16 protein-coding genes are annotated in these 17,525 nt (G+C 75.1%); 7 read left to right on the top strand and 9 right to left on the bottom strand.

The genetic code is table 11. From position 1 onward, the window contains the following. The first annotated feature begins 67 nt into the window (after positions 1-67). Together ABEB06_RS30200 and ABEB06_RS30195 are read left to right on the top strand one after the other, a co-directional pair. Positions 68-1,039: a glycoside hydrolase family 18 protein gene (locus ABEB06_RS30200; protein WP_425559719.1), complete on the top strand. Its 972-nt coding sequence runs from the start codon at positions 68-70 to the stop codon at positions 1,037-1,039. A gap of 98 nt (positions 1,040-1,137) precedes the next feature. Beyond that, positions 1,138-3,882 (top strand): GH92 family glycosyl hydrolase, encoded by a 2,745-nt coding sequence (locus ABEB06_RS30195; protein ID WP_345700070.1) that lies wholly within the window; start codon positions 1,138-1,140, stop codon positions 3,880-3,882. 18 nt (positions 3,883-3,900) lie between these two features. Here the strand turns inward: ABEB06_RS30195 and ABEB06_RS30190 are convergent, their stop codons facing one another. The 3 genes from ABEB06_RS30190 to ABEB06_RS30180 all read right to left on the bottom strand — a co-directional run bounded on the left by ABEB06_RS30190 (position 3,901) and on the right by ABEB06_RS30180 (position 5,952). Beyond that, a complete protein-coding gene (locus ABEB06_RS30190) occupies positions 3,901-4,461 on the bottom strand; it encodes a TetR/AcrR family transcriptional regulator (RefSeq protein ID WP_345700069.1) in 561 nt (186 codons plus the stop codon). Next, positions 4,458-4,859, bottom strand: a complete 402-nt coding sequence (locus tag ABEB06_RS30185) for a DUF1304 domain-containing protein (RefSeq protein WP_425559718.1) — start codon at positions 4,857-4,859, stop codon at positions 4,458-4,460. The genes ABEB06_RS30190 and ABEB06_RS30185 overlap by 4 nt, the downstream gene beginning before the upstream one ends. 79 nt (positions 4,860-4,938) lie before the next feature. Continuing rightward, positions 4,939-5,952, bottom strand: coding sequence for a LacI family DNA-binding transcriptional regulator (locus tag ABEB06_RS30180; protein WP_345700067.1), 1,014 nt, complete (start codon positions 5,950-5,952; stop codon positions 4,939-4,941). 198 nt (positions 5,953-6,150) lie between these two features. Here ABEB06_RS30180 and ABEB06_RS30175 point away from each other — a divergent pair, with 198 nt between their 5' ends. Continuing rightward, a complete protein-coding gene (locus ABEB06_RS30175; protein WP_345700066.1) occupies positions 6,151-7,074 on the top strand; it encodes a PAC2 family protein in 924 nt (307 codons plus the stop codon). 57 nt (positions 7,075-7,131) lie between these two features. On the opposite strand, the gene mshC is transcribed toward ABEB06_RS30175, so the two are convergent. The 4 genes from mshC to ABEB06_RS30155 all read right to left on the bottom strand — a co-directional run bounded on the left by mshC (position 7,132) and on the right by ABEB06_RS30155 (position 10,703). Further along, a complete protein-coding gene (gene mshC, locus ABEB06_RS30170) occupies positions 7,132-8,361 on the bottom strand; it encodes a cysteine--1-D-myo-inosityl 2-amino-2-deoxy-alpha-D-glucopyranoside ligase (protein WP_345700065.1) in 1,230 nt (409 codons plus the stop codon). 89 nt (positions 8,362-8,450) lie between these two features. Next, positions 8,451-9,281, bottom strand: a complete 831-nt coding sequence (locus tag ABEB06_RS30165) for an SCO1664 family protein (RefSeq protein WP_425559812.1) — start codon at positions 9,279-9,281, stop codon at positions 8,451-8,453. 62 nt (positions 9,282-9,343) lie between these two features. After that, entirely contained in the window at positions 9,344-9,916 is a 573-nt protein-coding gene (locus tag ABEB06_RS30160; protein WP_345700064.1) for a DUF3090 family protein, read from the bottom strand. Between the two features lie 79 nt (positions 9,917-9,995). Next, on the bottom strand, positions 9,996-10,703 hold the full coding sequence (locus ABEB06_RS30155; protein WP_345700063.1) for a histidine phosphatase family protein: 708 nt from the start codon (positions 10,701-10,703) through the stop codon (positions 9,996-9,998). 110 nt (positions 10,704-10,813) lie between these two features. On the opposite strand from ABEB06_RS30155, the gene ABEB06_RS30150 reads away from it, so the two are divergent. Next, a complete protein-coding gene (locus ABEB06_RS30150; protein ID WP_345700062.1) occupies positions 10,814-11,818 on the top strand; it encodes a magnesium and cobalt transport protein CorA in 1,005 nt (334 codons plus the stop codon). Positions 11,819-11,827: 9 nt separating this feature from the next. Here ABEB06_RS30150 and ABEB06_RS30145 read toward each other — a convergent pair whose 3' ends face one another. Next, entirely contained in the window at positions 11,828-12,874 is a 1,047-nt protein-coding gene (locus ABEB06_RS30145) for an LLM class F420-dependent oxidoreductase (protein WP_345700061.1), read from the bottom strand. Between the two features lie 221 nt (positions 12,875-13,095). Between ABEB06_RS30145 and ABEB06_RS30140 the strand changes: the two genes are divergently transcribed. Both ABEB06_RS30140 and ABEB06_RS30135 read left to right on the top strand, forming a co-directional pair. Beyond that, complete coding sequence (locus ABEB06_RS30140; RefSeq protein ID WP_345700060.1) at positions 13,096-14,076, top strand: aldo/keto reductase; 981 nt, start codon at positions 13,096-13,098, stop codon at positions 14,074-14,076. Between the two features lie 26 nt (positions 14,077-14,102). After that, complete coding sequence (locus tag ABEB06_RS30135; protein WP_345700059.1) at positions 14,103-16,241, top strand: ATP-binding domain-containing protein; 2,139 nt, start codon at positions 14,103-14,105, stop codon at positions 16,239-16,241. Between the two features lie 92 nt (positions 16,242-16,333). On the opposite strand, the gene ABEB06_RS30130 is transcribed toward ABEB06_RS30135, so the two are convergent. Beyond that, entirely contained in the window at positions 16,334-16,969 is a 636-nt protein-coding gene (locus ABEB06_RS30130) for a hypothetical protein (protein ID WP_345700058.1), read from the bottom strand. Positions 16,970-17,249: 280 nt separating this feature from the next. Here ABEB06_RS30130 and ABEB06_RS30125 point away from each other — a divergent pair, with 280 nt between their 5' ends. Beyond that, positions 17,250-17,462: a DUF5703 family protein gene (locus ABEB06_RS30125; protein WP_345700057.1), complete on the top strand. Its 213-nt coding sequence runs from the start codon at positions 17,250-17,252 to the stop codon at positions 17,460-17,462. Positions 17,463-17,525 lie beyond the last annotated feature (63 nt).

Raw genomic sequence — 17,525 nt, 5'->3', positions numbered from 1 at the left:
GATCATGGGATTTCCGGCTGCACCGCTCACCAGGTGGCGGTCCTGGACACGCGGTCGGCGTGTCGGCGTGTCGCTCGCGGCGGTGCTCGCGCTGGTGGTCCTGCCGGTCGCCGGCGCCGCCGGCGCGCTGCGCCTGCAGTACGCCGGCGAGCCCGCCGCCGACGCGCGGACCAGGGGGCGCGACGCGATCTGGCTCGGCCACGCCTGGGTCGACGGCCGCAAGGGCGACGCGGAGCTCGCCGCGCTCGCCCAGCGGATGGCCGGTACCGGCATCCGCGACCTGTACGTGCACACCGGGCCGCTGGCGCACGACGGCTCGCTCGACCCGGCGCTCTACCCGAAGGCGAAGGACTTCCTCGACCGGGCGCACCGGGCGCTGCCCGGGGTGCGGGTGCAGTCCTGGCTGGGCGACGTGGTCAGGCCGGAGAAGGACGGGCTGGACCTGGAGCGCGCGGACGTCCGGGACCGGGTGACCGCCTCGGCCCGCCAGGTGCTGGACGCCGGCTTCGACGGGGTCCACTTCGACATGGAACCGGTCCGGCCCGACTCGGCCGGGTTCCTCGCGCTGCTGGACCGGGTCCACGAGGTGACCCGGGCGGCGGACCGGCCGTTCTCGGTGGCCGCCCCGCAGATCGACCCGCTGCCCGGCCTGCACGTGGTCACCACCGGTCTCAGCGGCCACGGCAAGTGGTGGTCCCAGTCGTACTTCGCCGAGGTCGCCCGGCGGGTCGACCAGGTCGCGGTGATGTCCTACGACACGGCGATGCCGGTGGAGTCGCTGTACGGCGGGTACGTCGCCCAGCAGACGGAGCTGGCCCTGGAGGCCACCCCGCCGTCGGTGGACCTGCTGATGGGCCTGCCCGCGTACTGGGACGACACCTCCGCGCACCGCGGCGCGGCCGAGACCGTCCGCGCGGCGGTCCGCGGCGCCCGGCTCGGCCTCGGGAAGAACGGCCGGGCCAACTTCGGCCTCGCGCTGTACGTCGACTTCACCGCCACCCCGGACCACTGGACGGCCTACCGCGACGGCTGGTGCTGACCGCCGGCCGGGTGAGCCCCCGGGCGGGGCGTCCGGGCGGGCCCGCCGACCCGTGCTGAGCTGGGCCGGAGAGTTTCCGTGCCCCGCCGGGAGGCGTCGTGCTCCGTCCGTCCGTTCCCACCCGCGCACTGGCGGCCGCCGTCGCGGGGCTGCTGCTCGGTGCCGCCGCCGCACCCGCCCGGGCGGCGGTCGCGACCCGGGTGGGCATCGAGGACCCGGCGCAGTACGTGGACCCGATGATCGGGACGCGCGCCGACGCCCCGTACTACGGCAACGGCGGCGCCGCCGGGGACACCTTCCCCGGCGCGGCCGCGCCGCTGGGCATGGTGCAGTGGAGCCCCGACACCGTGATGTACCAGAACGGCGGCGGCTACAACCACGACGACAACCGGATCACCGGATTCAGCCTGACCCACATCTCGGGCGCGGGCTGCCTCGACTACGGCACCACCCCGTTCATGCCGGCCCTCGACGACCTGCCGGTGGACGTCGCGACCTTCGACCACGCGCACGAGTCGGCCGGCGCCGGCGCGTACCGGGTGACCCTCGACAACGGCGTCACCACCGAACTGACCGCGGGCCTGCGGACCGGAGCCGCCCGCTTCGGCTTCCCGGCCGGGCACACGGGCGCGCTGACGATCGACGCCGGCCGGGCGTTCAACAGCGCCGAGGGGTCGCTCACCATCGGCACCGACTCGGTGTCCGGCTGGACCGAGAGCGGCGGCTTCTGCGGCACCGGCAACCGGTACCGGATCCACTTCCACGCCGTGTTCGACCGGCCGCTGCGCACCGCGGGCATCCTCGGCCCGGCCGGGGTCGGGCCGGGCGTGCTCAGCGCCACCGGCGGGACGACGGTCGCCCCGCGCACCCCCGGGCACCCGGTCGCCGGGCTGCCCGCCCCGACCGCCCCGCGGCCGGCGGAGGGCGGCGACCGGGCACCGGCCTCGTCCGGGGCGAAGGCGCTGATCGGCTTCGACCTGGACGCCTCCCGGACCGTCACCGTCCGGGTCGGGCTGTCCTTCGTCGACGCCGAGGGGGCCCGCGCCAACCTGGCGGAACAGCCCGCCGGCACCGGCTTCGACCGGGCCGCGGACGCCGCCCGGCAGGCCTGGAACGCCTGGCTCGGGCGGATCGCGGTGGGCGGCGGCACCACCGCCCAGCGGCGGGTGTTCTACACCGCGCTGTACCACTCGCTGCTGCACCCGTCCGTCCTCAGCGACGCCGACGGGCGCTACCCGGGCTTCGACGGCCTGATCCGGCGGACCAGGCCCGGCCACACCCAGTACGCCACCTTCTCCGGCTGGGACGTCTACCGCAGCCAGGTCCAGCTGGTCGCCCTGCTCGCCCCGCAGGAGGCGTCGGACATCGGGCAGTCGATCGTCGACCAGGCGGCGAGCGGCGGCTGGTTCGACCGCTGGACGGTGGCGAACGGGCCGACCGGGGTGATGGTCGGCGACCCGCTGCCGGCGATGGCCGCCACCGTCGCCGCGTTCGGCGCCACCGACTTCGACCGGGCCGGGCTGCTCGCCCGGGCGGTCGCCGGGCGCGGCGACGACCGGCAGCGCCCGGGCCACGGCCCGTACGACGCCGTCGGGTTCGTCCCGGTGGGCACGCCGGGCGTGGGCGGCCCGGTGTCGACCGCGCTGGAGTACACCACCACCGACTTCGCGCTCGCCCAGCTCGCCGCCCGGCTCGGCGACGCGGACGCGTACGACCTGCTCGCCCACCGGGCCACCGGCTGGCGCAACCTCTTCCACGGCGGCAGCCGCTACCTCCAGCCCCGCGGCGCGGACCACGGCTGGCCGGACTTCCGCCCGGACCAGCTCGACGGGTTCGTGGAGAGCAGTGCCGCCCAGTACACCTGGATGGTGCCCTACAACCACCGCGGGCTGTTCGACGCGATGGGCGGCGACGGCGCGGTGCTCGCCCGGCTGGACGAGTTCTTCCGGGAACTCAACGCCGGGGACCGCTCGGTCCACGCCTACCTCGGCAACGAGCCCTCGTTCAACACCCCGTGGGCGTACGTGTACGCGGGCCGCCCGGACCGCGCCCAGGACGTGGTCCGGCGGGCGTTCACCGAGCTGTTCGCCGACACCCCGGGCGGCGAGCCCGGCAACGACGACCTCGGCGCGCTCTCGTCCTGGGCGGTGTGGGCCGGCCTCGGCATGTATCCGCAGGCCCCCGGCCGGGCGGAACTGGTGCTGGCCAGCCCGCTGTTCCCGGCGGTCACCGTGCGCCGGGGCAACGGCGCCACCATCGACATCACGGCCCCGGGGGCGTCGGCGGCCACCCGCTACGTCCGGGCGCTGTCGGTGGACGGGAAGCCCAGCGGGCGGCCGTGGCTGAGCGAGGAGTTCGTCCGCGGCGGCGGGACGCTGTCGTACACGCTGGCCGACACCCCCGACCCGGGCTGGGGCAGCGCGCCCGAGGACCGGCCGCCCTCCTTCGACGTCGGCCCCGCGCAGCCCCGGACCGGCCCGGTGACCGGGCCCGGCGCCCGGTGCCTGGACGTCGACCACAGCCGGACCGCGAACGGCACCCCCGTCCAGCTGTGGGACTGCAACGGCACCGCCGCCCAGCAGTGGACGCTCGCCCCCGACGGCACCCTGCGGGCCCTCGGCAAGTGCCTGGACGTGGCCGCCAGCGGCACCGCCGACGCGACGCCGGTCCAGCTGTGGGACTGCAACGGCACCGGCGCCCAGCAGTGGTGGCCGCGGGACGGGGCTCTGCGCAGCACCCCGTCCCCGCACTGCCTGGACTCCCCCCGGAGCGCGACCGCTGCCGGCACCCGGCTGCAGATCTGGACCTGCAACGGCACCGACGCCCAGCGCTGGACCCTCTGAGGCCGGCCCGTCCCGCCCTCAGACCGCGCGGTGCAGGGCGATCAGCAGCCGCCAGCTGTGCCCCGCCAGGTCGGCCGCGCTGCCGGGCAGGCGGCCGTGCAGCCAGTCGGCGAGCAGGGCGGTGAAGGTGGCGGCGACCGCGGCGGCGACCACGTCCGGGTGGGCGGCGCCGCGCAGTTCGCGTTCGCGGCGGCTGCGCTCCCCCAGCTGCCGGTGCATCAGCTCGCCCAGCGGTCCGCCGCCGCCGGGCGTGAGCAGCGAGCGGTAGAGCGCGGCCCGCTCCCCCGCGCCGGTCAGGAACTCGACCAGGGCGGGCGGCGGCACGGCCGGGTCGGGCAGGCCCCGCCAGGCGTGCAGGGCGTCCACCGCGTCCCGGACGACCTCGCCGCAGGCGTCGACGGCGAGCGCCCGCAGGTCCTCGTAGTGCAGGTAGAAGGTGGCCCGGCCGACGCCGGCCCGGCGGGCCAGCGCGGAGACGCTGACCCGGTCCAGCGGTTGCCGCTCGCACTCCGCGAGCAGCGCGGCCCGCAGCGCCGCCCTGGTCCGCTCGGCCCGGGGGTCGCCCGACCCACCGCTCACCCCGCCGCCACCACCGCGGCCAGCGCCAGGGCCCCGGGCAGCGCCTGCACCAGCAGGATGCGGCGGTTGGCGGTGGCGGCGCCGTAGAGGCCGGCGACGATCACGCAGCACAGGAAGAAGATCTGCACCTGGTGCCCGGTGGGGTCGTCGGCGAGCAGGCCCCAGAGCAGGCCGGCGGCCAGGAAGCCGTTGTACAGGCCCTGGTTGGCGGCGAGCACCGACGTGGCGCGGGCCATCTCCGCGTCGAACCCGTGCAGGTCGTGGCCCGGCCTGCGCTCCCAGAGGAACATCTCCAGCACCAGGATGTAGCCGTGCAGCGCGGCCACCAGCCCCACCAGCACGTTCGCGACCACCAACACCTGACACTCCCTCGCCCTGGACAACTGTCCAGCAATCATAGACAGGTGTCCAGGACGAGGACGTCATCGCCGATTTGCGCGATGCACGTCAGAGTTTGCAGCGCCCGTGGCCGACCGCTCAGCCCCGCTCGCGGGCCGGCGCGGTCGACCCGCGCACCACCAACTCCGGCTCGAACAGCAGCTCGTCATGGGTCACCCGGACCCCGGCGATCTCGCCGACCAGCAGATCCACCACCGCCCGGCCCATCGCCTCGATCGGCTGCCGGACCGTGGTCAGCGGCGGGTCCGTGCACATCATGAACGAGGAGTCGTCGTACCCGACCACCGACACGTCGTCCGGCACCGACAGGCCCGCCCGGCGCACCGCGCGCACCGCACCGAGCGCCAGCGGGTCGCTCGCGCACACCACGCCGGTCACCCCCTGGCGCAGCAGCCGGGTGGTCGCCGCCTGCCCGCCCTCCAGGCTGAACAGCGCCCGCTCCACGTGCTGGTCCGGCAGCTCCAGGCCGAGCCGCTGCACGGTCGCGCGGGCCGCCGCCAGCTTGCGCTGCGAGGGCACGTGGTCCGCCGGGCCGAGCACCAGCCCGATCTTCGTGTGCCCCAACTGCCGCAGGTGGCCCACCGCCTGCTCCACCGCCACCGCGTCGTCGCAGGACACCCGGGGGAAGTCGAGGTCCTCGATCGCCGCGTTCAGCAGCACGGTCGGCAGGCTGCGCTCGGCCAGCCGCTGGTAGTGGTCGTGCGGCGCGTCGCCCTGCGCGTACAGGCCGCCGAAGAAGACCACGCCCGACACGTGCTGCTCCAGCAGCAGGTCCACGTAGTCGGCCTCGGAGACCCCGCCCGCGGTCTGGGTGCACAGCACCGGCGTGAAGCCCTGGCCGGCCAGCGCACCGCCGACCGCCTCGGCGAACGCCGGGAAGATCGGGTTGCTCAGCTCCGGCAGGACCAGGCCGACCAGCCGGGCGCGCTCGCCGCGCAGCTGGGTCGGCCGCTCGTAGCCGAGCACGTCCAGGGCGGTCAGCACGGCGGCCCTGGTCGACTCGGAGACGCCCGGCTTCTCGTTCAGCACGCGGCTGACGGTTGCCTCGCTCACTCCGACCTTCTTGGCCACCTCGGCAAGTCGTCGTGTCATGGCGGCGAGTGTACTGCAAACTACGCAAGCCGCTTGCGTTCGGTTGCAAATCACTCGGCCGAACCGGCTCCGACCGGTAATCTTGCTGCCTCGCACCGGCCGGGCGCGGGCCGCTCCACGGGCGCATCAATGCCCGTAGGCTGGGCAGGTAGGGAGGCGTGGAGCGAGGGTTCCACGCGTGGTGGAGGGAGACACTGGGTGATCGAGCTGGAGGACCTTCCCGAGTTGATCGACCCGGTGATGATCTGCGCCTTCGAGGGCTGGAACGACGCCGGGGACGCCGCCTCCGCGGCGCTCGGCCACCTGGACGACACCTGGGGCGGAAAGGTCTTCGCCGCGCTCGACGCGGAGGACTACTACGACTTCCAGGTCAACCGCCCCACCATCTGGCTGGACGGCGGCGTCCGCCGGATCACCTGGCCCACCACCCGGCTCTCGGTGGTCCGGGTCACCGAGCCCAAGACCCGCGACCTGGTGCTCGTCCGCGGCATCGAGCCCAGCATGCGGTGGCGCTCCTACTGCAACGAACTCCTCGGCTTCGCCCACGAGCTCGGCGTCGAACTGGTCGTCATCCTCGGCGCGCTGCTCGGCGACACCCCGCACAGCCGGCCCGTCCCGGTCAGCGGCGTCACCTCCGACGCGGCGCTCGCCCGCACCCTCGACCTCGAGGAGAGCAAGTACGAGGGCCCGACCGGCATCGTCGGCGTGCTGCAGGAGGCCTGCGCGCACGCCGGCGTCCCCGCCGTGACCCTGTGGGCCGCCGTCCCGCACTACGTCGCCCAGCCGCCGAACCCCAAGGCCACCCTGGCGCTGATCAACAAGCTGGAGGACCTGCTCGACCTGCGCATCCCGCCGGGCGAGCTCACCGACGACTCCCGGGCCTGGCAGCTCGGCGTGGACCAGCTCGCCGCGGAGGACACCGAGGTCGCCGAGTACGTCCAGCAGTTGGAGGAGGCGCAGGACACCGCGGAGCTCCCCGAGGCGTCCGGCGACGCGATCGCCCGCGAGTTCGAGCGCTACCTCCGCCGCCGCGAGAACCTCGGCCCCACCGGCGAGAAGCCCATCACGGGCACCGGCCACGCCACGGACCGTCCCAAGGACGAGACCGACGAGGACGAGTAGAGAAGACGCAGCAGGGGGCTCGGGGAACTGCCTCGCAGTTCCCCGAGCCCCCAGTGATCAGAGCGCCACGCCGAGCAGGGCGTCGACGGTGCGGGAGACCAGCCCCGGGGCACCGATGTCGGTGCCGCCGTCGGTCTCCTGGAGGGTGACCCAGGCGTCGACCGCGGCGAGGGCGGCGGGGGCGTCCAGGTCGTTCGCGAGGGCCTCGCGGACCGCGGCGAGCATGCCCTCGGCCGACGGGCCGTCGGGGCGGGAGACGGCGGCGCGCCAGCGGGCCAGGCGGGCGGTGGCGGCGTCGAGGTCGCCGGTGGTCCACTCCCAGTCGCTGCGGTAGTGGTGGCCGAGCAGCGCGAGCCGGATCGCCGCCGGGTCGACCCCGTCGCGGCGCAGGGCGGAGACGAACACCAGGTTGCCGCGCGACTTGGACATCTTGTGGCCGTCCAGGCCGACCATGCCGGCGTGCACGTACGCCCGGGCGTACGGGTGCTCGCCGGTGGCGACCTGGGCGTGCGCGGCGCCCATCTCGTGGTGCGGGAAGGAGAGGTCGCTGCCGCCGCCCTGGATGTCGAAGGACATGCCGAGGAACTGCAGCGCGATGGCGACGCACTCGATGTGCCAGCCGGGCCGGCCGTGGCCGAGCTCGGTGTCCCAGGCGGGCTCGCCCGGGCGGGCGGCCATCCAGAGCATGGCGTCCAGCGGGTGCTTCTTGCCGGGGCGCTGCGGGTCGCCGCCGCGCTCGGCGAAGACCGGGAGCATCTCCTCGCGGCTGAGGCCGGAGACGCCGCCGAAGCGCGGGTCGGCGTCGGCGGAGAAGTAGACGTCCCCGTCGAGCTCGTACGCGGCGCCGCTCGCCAGCAGGTCCTTCACCAGCGGGACGATCCACGGGATGGACTCGACGGCGCCGATGTAGTGGGCCGGCGGGAGCATCCGCAGGGCGGTCATGTCCTCGCGGAAGAGGGCGGTCTCGCGCTCGGCGAGTTCGGTCCAGTCCTGGCCGGTCTCGATGGCCCGCTCCAGCAGCGGGTCGTCGACGTCGGTGACGTTCTGCACGTAGAGGACGTCGTGGCCGGCGTCCTTCCAGACCCGCTGCACCAGGTCGAAGGTGTTGTAGGTGGCAGCGTGGCCCAGGTGGGTCGCGTCGTAGGGGGTGATGCCGCAGACGTACAGCCGGGCGGTCGGGCCGGTGGGCTCGACCGTTCTGACGGTGCCGGTGGCGGTGTCGTGGATGCGCAGGGGAAGCCCCTGACCGGGCAGGGCGGGAACCTCGGAGGCGGGCCAGGCATGCATGGCACCGACTCTAACCTCGCGATCATTTGAAAGACCAACCAGTTGGCTGGATCGGCTGGATTCCGCTTCCGCCCGGTTTCGCTTCGGTATCAGACCGGCGGCCAGGGAATAGATGGCCAGTCAGCCGACGGCAGCGGGTGGCGTCCGGTCCCGGCGAGCCGGGCGGTCCGGGCCCGCAGGGCGTCCAGTTCGGCGGCGGTCAGGTGGGGGGCCAGCCGGGCGCCGAGCGGGCCGTCCAGATCGGCGAGGAGGGCCTTCAGCACGGGCTGCGCCTCGTCCGGCAGCGGCTGGTCGGCCCAGCCCCAGAGCAGGGTGCGGAGCTTGTCCTCGGTGTTCAGGGTGACGCCGTGGTCGATGCCGTAGATCCGGCCGTCGGCCGCGCCGATCCAGTGGCCGCCCTTGCGGTCGGCGTTGTTGAGCACCGCGTCGAGCACGGCGAGCCGGCGCAGCCGCCGGTCGTCACGGTGGACCAGCAGCGCGACCCGGCCCTCGCCGACCTCGGCGCGGACGATCGGCAGCCAGCCGTCCTCGGGCCCGGCCGGGTCCTGCAGGGCGAGCAGTTCGGGGGCCTCGGGGTCGGGTTCGATCCACAGCTGCACCATGCCGGGGCCGGCCGGGCCCCCGCGCAGCACGGTGGGCGGGACCAGCGCCCAGCCGGTGGCCGCGGCGATCTCGTACGCGGCGACCTCGCGGCCGGCCAGGGTGCCGTCGGGGAAGTCCCAGAGCGGGCGTTCGCCGGCCACCGGCTTGTAGACGCACGGCGCGGTCAGGCCGTCCAGGGTGACGGTGCAGTAGAGGACGGCGTTGGAGGCGTCGGTGAGCCGCCCGTGGATCTCCAGCTCGCCCTCCCGCAGCAGGGCGAGCGCGGTGGCGGGGTCGGCGGCGAGCGCGGCGCTGGCGGCCGGGTCGGTGCCCGGCAGCGCCTCCTCCGGCAGCCCGTGCTCCTGGTCCTGCTCCGGCTCGTGCTCGGCGGCGTCCACGGTCAGCGCCGGTAGCCGTTCGCGCGGGGGCAGAGGTGGCCCTCGGGGTCGAGCGGCAGGTTGCAGAACGGGCAGGGCTTGCGGCCCGCGTCGACCAGCTCCAGGGCCCGCTTGGCGAACACCCGGGCCATCGCGCCGCTGAGCCGCACCCGCAGCATGTCGGGCCCGTCCTCGTCGTCGAAGGCGGTGCCCTCGTCCGCCTCCTCGGCGTCCTCGGGCTCCTCGACGTACGCCTGCGCCTCGACCACCAGGCACTCCTCGACGCCGTCCCAGGCGAGCGCCATGGTGCCGACCCGGAACTCCTGCTCCAGCGGCAGGTCCAGCGGAGCGCTGTCGATCAGGTCGGCGGGGGCGACCGCCGGGATCGCGGAGTCGCCGCCGGTGCGGCGCAGCGCCTCGTCCAGGACCTCCTCGATCCGCTCGGCGAGCGCCGCGACCTGCCCCTTCTCCAGCAGCACGCTGGTGATCCGGCCCCGCGAACTGGCCTGCAGGTAGAACGCCCGGGCACCGGGCTGGCCGACGGTGCCGGCCACGAATCGCTCGGGCTGGTCGTAGAAGAAGACCTGACGGGGCACGCTCTCGCTCCGGATCGGGACTGGCGAACGGGGGGTCTGGGCGGACGGGGCACGGAGTGCCGGTTCTTCCACCGCCACCCTACGCCGTACCGGTCTCCCCGCCGACCGTCGCGTCCCCCTCGCGTCCGGGCGCGTGCGCCGGGCCGCCGGGCCGGGGCGCCAGGCCGGACAGCCCGCCGGTGTCGCCGAGGCGCAGCAGGAACGGCCGGTGCGGGGTGTACCGGATCGCGGTGACCGAGCAGGGCTCGACCGAGATCCGCTGGAAGTGGTCCAGGTGCAGGCCGAGCGCGTCGGCGACCACCGCCTTGATCACGTCGCCGTGGCTGGCGGCCAGCCAGACCGCGTCCGGGCCGTGCTCGACGGCGATCTTGTCGTTCCACTCGCGGACGGCGGTCACGGTGCGGTGGCTGAGCTCGCGCAGCGACTCGCCGCCGGGGAAGGCGGCCGCCGAGGCGTGGTCCTGGACGGTGCGCCACAGCGGCTCCTCGGCCAGCTCGCGCAGCGGTCGGCCGGTCCACTCGCCGTAGTGGCACTCGCCGATCCGCTCGTCCAGCGCGGCGGCGCCGAGCTCGGGCCGGGCGGCGAGCAGCGGCTCGACCGTCTGCCGACAGCGCTCCAGCGGGCTGCTGACCACCTGAGCCAGCGGGATGCCCGCGAGCCGCCCGGGCAGCTCGGCGGCCTGCGCGCGCCCGGTCTCGTCGAGGTCGACGCCGGGCGTCCAGCCGGCCAGGATCCCGGCCGTGTTGGCGGTCGAACGGCCGTGGCGGACAAGCAGCAGCGTGGGCATGCGGCCAAGCCTACGGCGTGCCGGCCGCGACGGGAGCGGGTACCGCCGTTCCTCGGCGGCTTGCCCGGACGGGGCGCGCGGGCGGCCCCGGGCAGGCCACAATGGCCCGCATGATCGTCGATTGCGCCACCTACCGGGACGGCCACCGCACCACGGGGCCCGCGGACTTCTCGGACGCCCTGGACGCGGTGCGCGCCGCCGGTGACGGTTTCGTCTGGATCGGCCTGTTCGAGCCCACCGCCGAGGAGTTCGAGCACGTCACCGCCGAGTTCGGCCTGCACCCGCTGGCCGTGGAGGACGTCGTCACCTCGCACCAGCGGCCCAAGCTGGACGTCTACGACGACTCGGTCTTCATGGTGCTCAAGACCGTCGGCCACCACGGCAACGGGCAGCCGATCTCGGTCGGCGAGGTGATGGTGATCCTCGGCGACGCGTACGTGATGACCGTGCGGCGCGGCGCGGACAGCCCGCTGAAGAACCTGCGGGTCGAGCTGGAGGAGCAGCCCGAACTGCTCCGCGAGGGCCCCGCCGCCGTCCTGTACGCGGTCTTCGACCTGGTCGTCGACAGCTACCTGGACGTGGCGGGCGCCCTCCAGGACGACCTGGACGAGCTGGAGGCCACCGTCTTCGCCCCCGGCCGGACCACGGGCCTGGCCGAGCAGATCTACGCCTTCAAGCGCCAGGTGGTCGCCTTCCGCCGGGGCACCCTGCCGCTCGCCGAACCGGCCCGCCGGCTCTCCGGGCAGGCCGCCGCACCCGCCTGGCCGTCGGTCTGGGTGCCGTTCGTCCCGGACGGGCTGCGTCCGTACTTCCGCGACGTCGCCGACCACCTCGCCAAGGTCAACGAGGCGGTCGACGGCCTGGACCGACTGCTCACCGACATCCTCAGCGCCAACCTCGCCCAGGTGAGCGTCCAGCAGAACAGCGACATGCGGAAGATCTCCGCCTGGGCCGCCCTGGCCGCCGTCCCCACCATGATCGCGGGCATCTACGGCATGAACTTCGAGCACATGTGGGAGCTGCGCCAGCCCTGGGGCTACCCGGCCGCGGTCGGCGTGATGGCCGTGGTCTGCCTCCTCCTGCACCGCGTCTTCAAGCGCTCCGGCTGGCTGTAGCGGCGCCCGCTACGCGAGGCCGGCGAGCTCCAGGGCCTCGATGCCGGTGCGCAGGGCGGCGACGCGCTCCTCCAGGCCGAAGCCGGAGGGGGCGAGGGTGAGGGTGGTGACGCCGGCGTCGGCGTAGGCCTGCATGCGGTCGGCGATCCGCTCCTTGGTGCCGAGCAGGGCGGTGGCGTCGATCAGGTCGTGCGGGACGGCGGCCGCGGCGCCGGCGTAGTCCTTGGCGAGGTAGCGCTCCTGGACCTCGTCGGCGGCCTGTTCGTAGCCCATGCGGCGGGTGAGCTGGTTGTAGAAGTTCTTCTCCTTGCTGCCCATGCCGCCGATGTAGAGCGCGGCGTAGGAGCGCAGGCCGTCGGCGGCGGCCTTGACGTCCTCGCCGACCGCCAGGTTGACGGTGGGGCAGAGGTCGAAGCCGTCCAGGGTGAGGCCGGCCTTGGCGCGGCCGGCGGCGAGCGGGTCGACGGAGAGGGCAGCGTGCTCGGGGGCGAAGAAGATGCCGAGCCAGCCGTCGGCGATCTCGCCGGTCTGTTCGAGGTTCTTGGGGCCGATCGCGGCGATGTACAGCGGGATGTGCTCGCGCACGGGGTGGACGGTGAGCTTCAGCGGCTTGCCGGGCCCGTCGGGCAGCGGCAGGGTCCAGTTCGCGCCCTGGTGGACCAGGCGCTCGCGGGACATCGCCTTGCGGATGATCTCCACGTACTCGCGGGTGCGGGCCAGCGGCTTGTCGAACTTGACGCCGTACCAGCCCTCCGAGACCTGCGGGCCGGAGACGCCGAGGCCGAGCCGGAAGCGGCCGCCGGAGAGGGTGTCCAGGGTGGCGGCGGTCATCGCGGTCATCGCGGGGGTGCGGGCCGGGATCTGGAAGATCGCCGAGCCGACGTCGATCCGCTCGGTCTTCGCCGCGACGAAGGAGAGCACGGTGGCGGCGTCCGAGCCGTACGCCTCGGCGGCCCAGCAGACGTCGTAGCCGAGCCGGTCCGCCTCCTGGGCGACGGCGATGTTGTCGGCGTCCATGCCCAGTCCCCAGTAACCGAGGTTGATACCCAGTCGCATCTGCGTGCCCAAGCCTTCCAGTCGGTGGTGCCGTCACCGTAGCCGCGGCGGCACGGGTCACGCTACTGGCCGGTAGGCGTGGCCCGCGTCACGTCCCGCCGGCCCGCGTCTGCGGGTCGCGCGGGAGCCGGCGGCAAACGCCGCTACGCTCAGCCAGCGGCGGGTGGACCCACTCCCCACCTGCACGTTCACCGCGAAATACAGCCGACGGAGGCCAACCCGTGGAACAGCGACACCTCGGCCGGACGGGACTCCGGGTGTCCCGGCTCGGGCTCGGCACCATGACCTGGGGCCGGGACACCGACGAGCACGAGGCCGCTGAACAGCTCAAGGCCTTCGTCGACGCCGGAGGCACCCTGATCGACACCGCGGACGTGTACGCCGACGGGGGCGCCGAGTACCTGCTCTCCCGGCTCACCGACGGGCTCGTCCCGCGCTCCGAACTGGTCATCGCCACCAAGGCCGGCTCGACCGGCGCCACCGGCCGCCGCTTCGACACCTCCCGCGGCCACCTGCTCTCCGCCCTGGACGCCTCGCTGCGCCGGCTCGGCACCGACTACGTCGACCTGTGGCAGGTCCACGCCTTCGACCCCGCCACCCCCGGCGAGGAGACCATGCACGCGCTCGACCTGGCCGTCGCCTCCGGCCGGGCCCGGTACGTGGGCGTCTCCAACTACAGCGGCTGGCAGCTCGCCAAGGCCGCCGCCTGGCAGCTGGGCCATCCCGGTCGGGTGCCGCTGGCCGGGGCGCAGATGGAGTACTCGCTGCTGCAGCGCGGCATCGAACGCGAGGTGCTGCCCGCCGCGCTGGACGCCGGGATCGGCGTGGTCGCCTCCTCCGCGCTCGGCCGGGGCGTGCTCACCGGCAAGTACCGGCACGGCGTCCCGCCCGAGTCGCGGGGGGCCTCCCCGCACCTGGCCGGCTTCGTCCAGCCGTACCTCGGCGAGCGCTCCCGGCGGATCGTCGACGCCCTCGCCACCGCCGCCGACGGGCTCGCCTCCACCCCGCTGAAGGTCGCCCTCGCCTGGGTCCGCGACCGGCCCGGGGTGGCGAGCACGCTGCTCGGCGCCCGGACCGCCGCCCAGCTGCAGACGTCACTGTCGGTCGAGGCCCTTACGCTTCCGGGTGAGATCCGCGGTGCGCTGGACGACGTGTCGGCCCCGACGCACCGCTACCCGGACCAGGGCTGGACGGAGCTGTAGGCGGCCGGCCGTAAGGAGTTTCACCCATGACCGAAACCGGGCGCACGGCACCCGAGGAGCGGGCGGGCACGGTCGCCGCGCTCGCGGAGGCGATCCGCGCGGTCGGCGCGACCGAGACGGGTCAGGCCGGCCCGGCGGGCCCGGAGGCGCCGTCCGGCGGCGCGGTCACGGACGAGCAGCGGGCCGCGGCGCTGAAGGCCACCACCGAGGTGCTCACCGCCGGCGGGGCGCCCGCCGCGCTGGCCGGCCCGGCGGTCGCGGAGCTCGGCGAGGGCGCGGCGCAGCTGCTGCGCGAGGACCCGTGGGCGGTGCTGGCGCTGCCCGGCGTCCGGCCCGAGCACGCGGACGGGTTCGCCCGCGGCCTGCTGGGCGCCGAGGCCGGCCCCGGGGACCCGCGGCGGGCGCAGGCCCTGGTGCCGTGGCTGCTGGAGCAGGCCGCGCTGCGCGGGCACTCGGCGCAGGAGATCGGCGAGGTGTCCGCCGGGCTGGAGCGGCTGGGGCTGCCCGATCCGGCGGCCGCACTGCAGGCGGTGGTGGTCGACGGGCGGGTGATGGCCTTCCAGGAGGAGCTGCCGGGGCGTCCGGGCGCCGCCGCGGACGAGGACGAGGAGCCGCCGATGCGGACCGTCCTCGCGCTGGAGCGCCTGGCGCTGGCGGAGGAGAGCCTCGCGGACGGTCTCGTTCGGGTGATGTCCACGTTCGTGCCGGGCGACGACGAGGAGTACGAGGCCGCGAGGGGCGCCGCCGGGGACGACGGGGGCCGCCCGGCCGACGCGGGCGACGGGCCCGCCGACGCGGGCGACGGGCCCGCCGTGGCGGACGGGGACGACGCCGGGGCTCCGTCCGGTGCGGACGGGGACGCGGGTTCGGCGGCGGACAGCGACGCGGCCGACCGGCCCGGCCCGGCGGCCGCCGCGGGCGACGCCGGTGCGGGCGACGCCGACGGGTGGGTGGACCCGACCGGCGGCGCCCCGGTGCAGCCGGGTCCGGCGGCCTGGGAGGAGGCGGCGGGGGCGGCGGCGTCCTCCTCGGCCGCGGCGCTGATCCGGGCGGCGGCGGAGAACGGCGTGGTGCTGCACACCGGCGGCGAGGCGGCGCGCGGCGAGGTCGCCGCGCTGCTGGCGGCGGCGCACGGGCTGGGCCTGCGCGCCTGGGCGGCGACGTGGACGGACCAGGGCCGGGACGGCCTGGTGGCGATGCTGCCGGAGGGCTCCCCCGCGCGGGAGCGGGTGGTGCCGCTGGGCGCGCTGCTGGCGGGCGCGTCCGGTCCGGGCCGGTCCGTGGACGGCACGCTGTCGCTGGACGTGCTGCTGGTGCTGGACGCGCCGCTGCTGGACGTGGAGCTGGCGGCGACGCTGCTGGAGTCGCTCGCGGACGGCACCCGGCTGGTGCTCAGCGGCGACCCGGGCCAGCTCTGGTCGGCGGGCCCCGGCCGGTTCTTCGCCGACCTGCTGGCGGCCAGGGCCTGCCCGGCGGTGGCGTCCCGGACGCCGGACTTCGGGCCGATCGGCGAGCTGGTGTCGGGCATCGGCATCGGCGAGCTGTCGGCCGTCGAGGCGCCGGACAAGGAGGTGGTCATCCTCGGGGTGAAGGACGCCGGCGAGGCGGTGCACCGGGCGGTGCAGCTGCTGTCGGACTCCATTCCCCGCGCGCTGGGCATCCCCGCCGAGCAGACGGTGCTGCTGACGCCGGGCCACGGCGGCGCGGCCGGCACGCGGGCGCTGAACGCGGCGGCGAAGGCCCGGCTGAACCCCGGGCCGGGCCGGTTCGGCGGTTTCGACCCGGGCGACCGGGTGGTGCACTCCCCCGCGCTGGGCGTCAACGTCCCGGGCCGGGTGCTGGACGGCGACGCGGCCGGCCTGCACCTGGAGCTGGGCGACGGCGAGCGGCTGACGCTCTCGCCCGCGCAGGCGGCGAAGCTGCGGCACGGCTGGGCGGTCACCGCGCACCAGGCGGTGGGCCGGCGCTGGCCCGCCGTGGTGGCGGTGCTGCCGGAGGACGCGGCGGCCGGGCTGACCCGGCAGTGGGTGTACACGGCGTTCGGCCGGGCCGAGCGGCACCTGTCGGTGGTGCACGCCGCGGGCCCGGCGCTGGCCCAGGCGGTGGCCGAGCGGCCGGCCCAGGACCGGACCACCCGGCTGCGGGCGATCCTGACCGAGCAGTAGCGGGCGGGCCCGCCCACGGAGGGCGGGCCCGCGAGACGGCCCGAGGGGGCGTGCGGACGACCCGCACGCCCCCTCGGTGTACACGGCGGGACTCAGTCCTCGCCGTCCTCGCCGTCCTCGGTCTCGTAGCCGTCCAGCTCGTCGTCGTAGACCTCGCTGACGTCGAAGCGGCAGATCAGCAGCTCCGGGTCGGCGCCCTCGAACGGCTCGGGCAGCCATTCGCCGGGCTCGCTCGGCTCGGTGGCGGAGACCCACAGCGTGGAATCGCCCTCCTCCAGGCCGAACTCCTCCGCGCGGGCGGCGATCTCGTCCGGCTCGAACTCGCTGAACACCGCGCCGATCGCGGCGGTCACGCCGCCGTCCTCGCCGCCGCCGGGGGTGAGCTCGGCGTCGACCCGCTCGGCCTGGGCACGCAGCCGCTTCGGATCGGTGATCAGGTAGTCCCGGCGGATCAGCACGCTGATCGCCTCCGGGTGGTCGGGGCCCCGGTACGTCCCGCCGGGCTCGTCGCCCGGCACCTCGAACGGGGTGACCTCGTCGTACACCTCGTACAGGATCTGGTCGTAGGCGATCGCCGCCGCAGCGAGCTCCTCGTAGGCGCTGACAACGGCGGGATCCCCGGCCTCGACGGTGCTGGAGACCGCCTGCAGGTGGCGGTCGATGGCGGCCTTGACCGCCTCGGCGGCGGCCCGTACCTCGGTAATGGTCAGCTGCGCGGCATCAGACATGGTGCAGACGCTATCCCCACCCGCCGACGACACGCACAGCGGTTGTCACCTACGGCCGCTAATTCACGACAAGTTCCGCCCTGATGTCCGATCCGGGTGGTTCTGTGCCGGTCGCGAAGCGGTCACGGCGGGCGTTCCCGCGGCCGGATCGGGTATCCCTCTCCTCGGTACCAAAACTGATTGACGGTCAGCTCGGACACCGGCGAGGCTCATGGTGGACGATCCGGCCGTGTCGGCCCCGAGTCGTACGCTTGCAGCAGCGCACAGCAGAGGAGACGCCTTGACGCGACCCAACCCGGTCCGGCAGCCGGAGTACGAGTACCAGTCGCTGCGCCTGCCGCGCGGCACCACCCGCAACGCCGCCCGGCAGCTCCTCACCGAGCACGCCGAGTACGGCCACTGGGAGCTGGACCGGCTGCGCCTCTACCCCGACGGAAGTCGGACGGTGCTGCTCCGCCGCCGCATCATCCGGCAGGTCCGCAGCAGCTGGTAGCGGGCGCGCGGACGGGCCTCCCGGGCGGGTGCCCGGAAGGCCCGGTGCGGCACGGCCGGGCCG

Source organism: Kitasatospora terrestris (genome assembly GCF_039542905.1).
Lineage (GTDB): Bacteria > Actinomycetota > Actinomycetes > Streptomycetales > Streptomycetaceae > Kitasatospora > Kitasatospora terrestris.
Note: the sequence above shows the minus strand (reverse complement) of the source record. Positions and strands in the feature narration are given on the sequence as shown.

Bases quoted from the DNA above. Each gene is read 5' to 3' on its own strand.
- ABEB06_RS30135 (WP_345700059.1), top strand. From the start codon at position 14,103: ATGACCGAAACCGGGCGCACGGCACCCGAGGAGCGGGCGGGCACGGTC.
- ABEB06_RS30155 (WP_345700063.1), bottom strand. From the start codon at position 10,703: ATGCCCACGCTGCTGCTTGTCCGCCACGGCCGTTCGACCGCCAACACG.
- ABEB06_RS30180 (WP_345700067.1), bottom strand. From the start codon at position 5,952: ATGACACGACGACTTGCCGAGGTGGCCAAGAAGGTCGGAGTGAGCGAG.
- ABEB06_RS30130 (WP_345700058.1), bottom strand. From the start codon at position 16,969: ATGTCTGATGCCGCGCAGCTGACCATTACCGAGGTACGGGCCGCCGCC.
- ABEB06_RS30145 (WP_345700061.1), bottom strand. From the start codon at position 12,874: ATGCGACTGGGTATCAACCTCGGTTACTGGGGACTGGGCATGGACGCC.
- ABEB06_RS30150 (WP_345700062.1), top strand. From the start codon at position 10,814: ATGATCGTCGATTGCGCCACCTACCGGGACGGCCACCGCACCACGGGG.
- mshC (WP_345700065.1), bottom strand. From the start codon at position 8,361: ATGCATGCCTGGCCCGCCTCCGAGGTTCCCGCCCTGCCCGGTCAGGGG.
- ABEB06_RS30185 (WP_425559718.1), bottom strand. From the start codon at position 4,859: ATGATTGCTGGACAGTTGTCCAGGGCGAGGGAGTGTCAGGTGTTGGTG.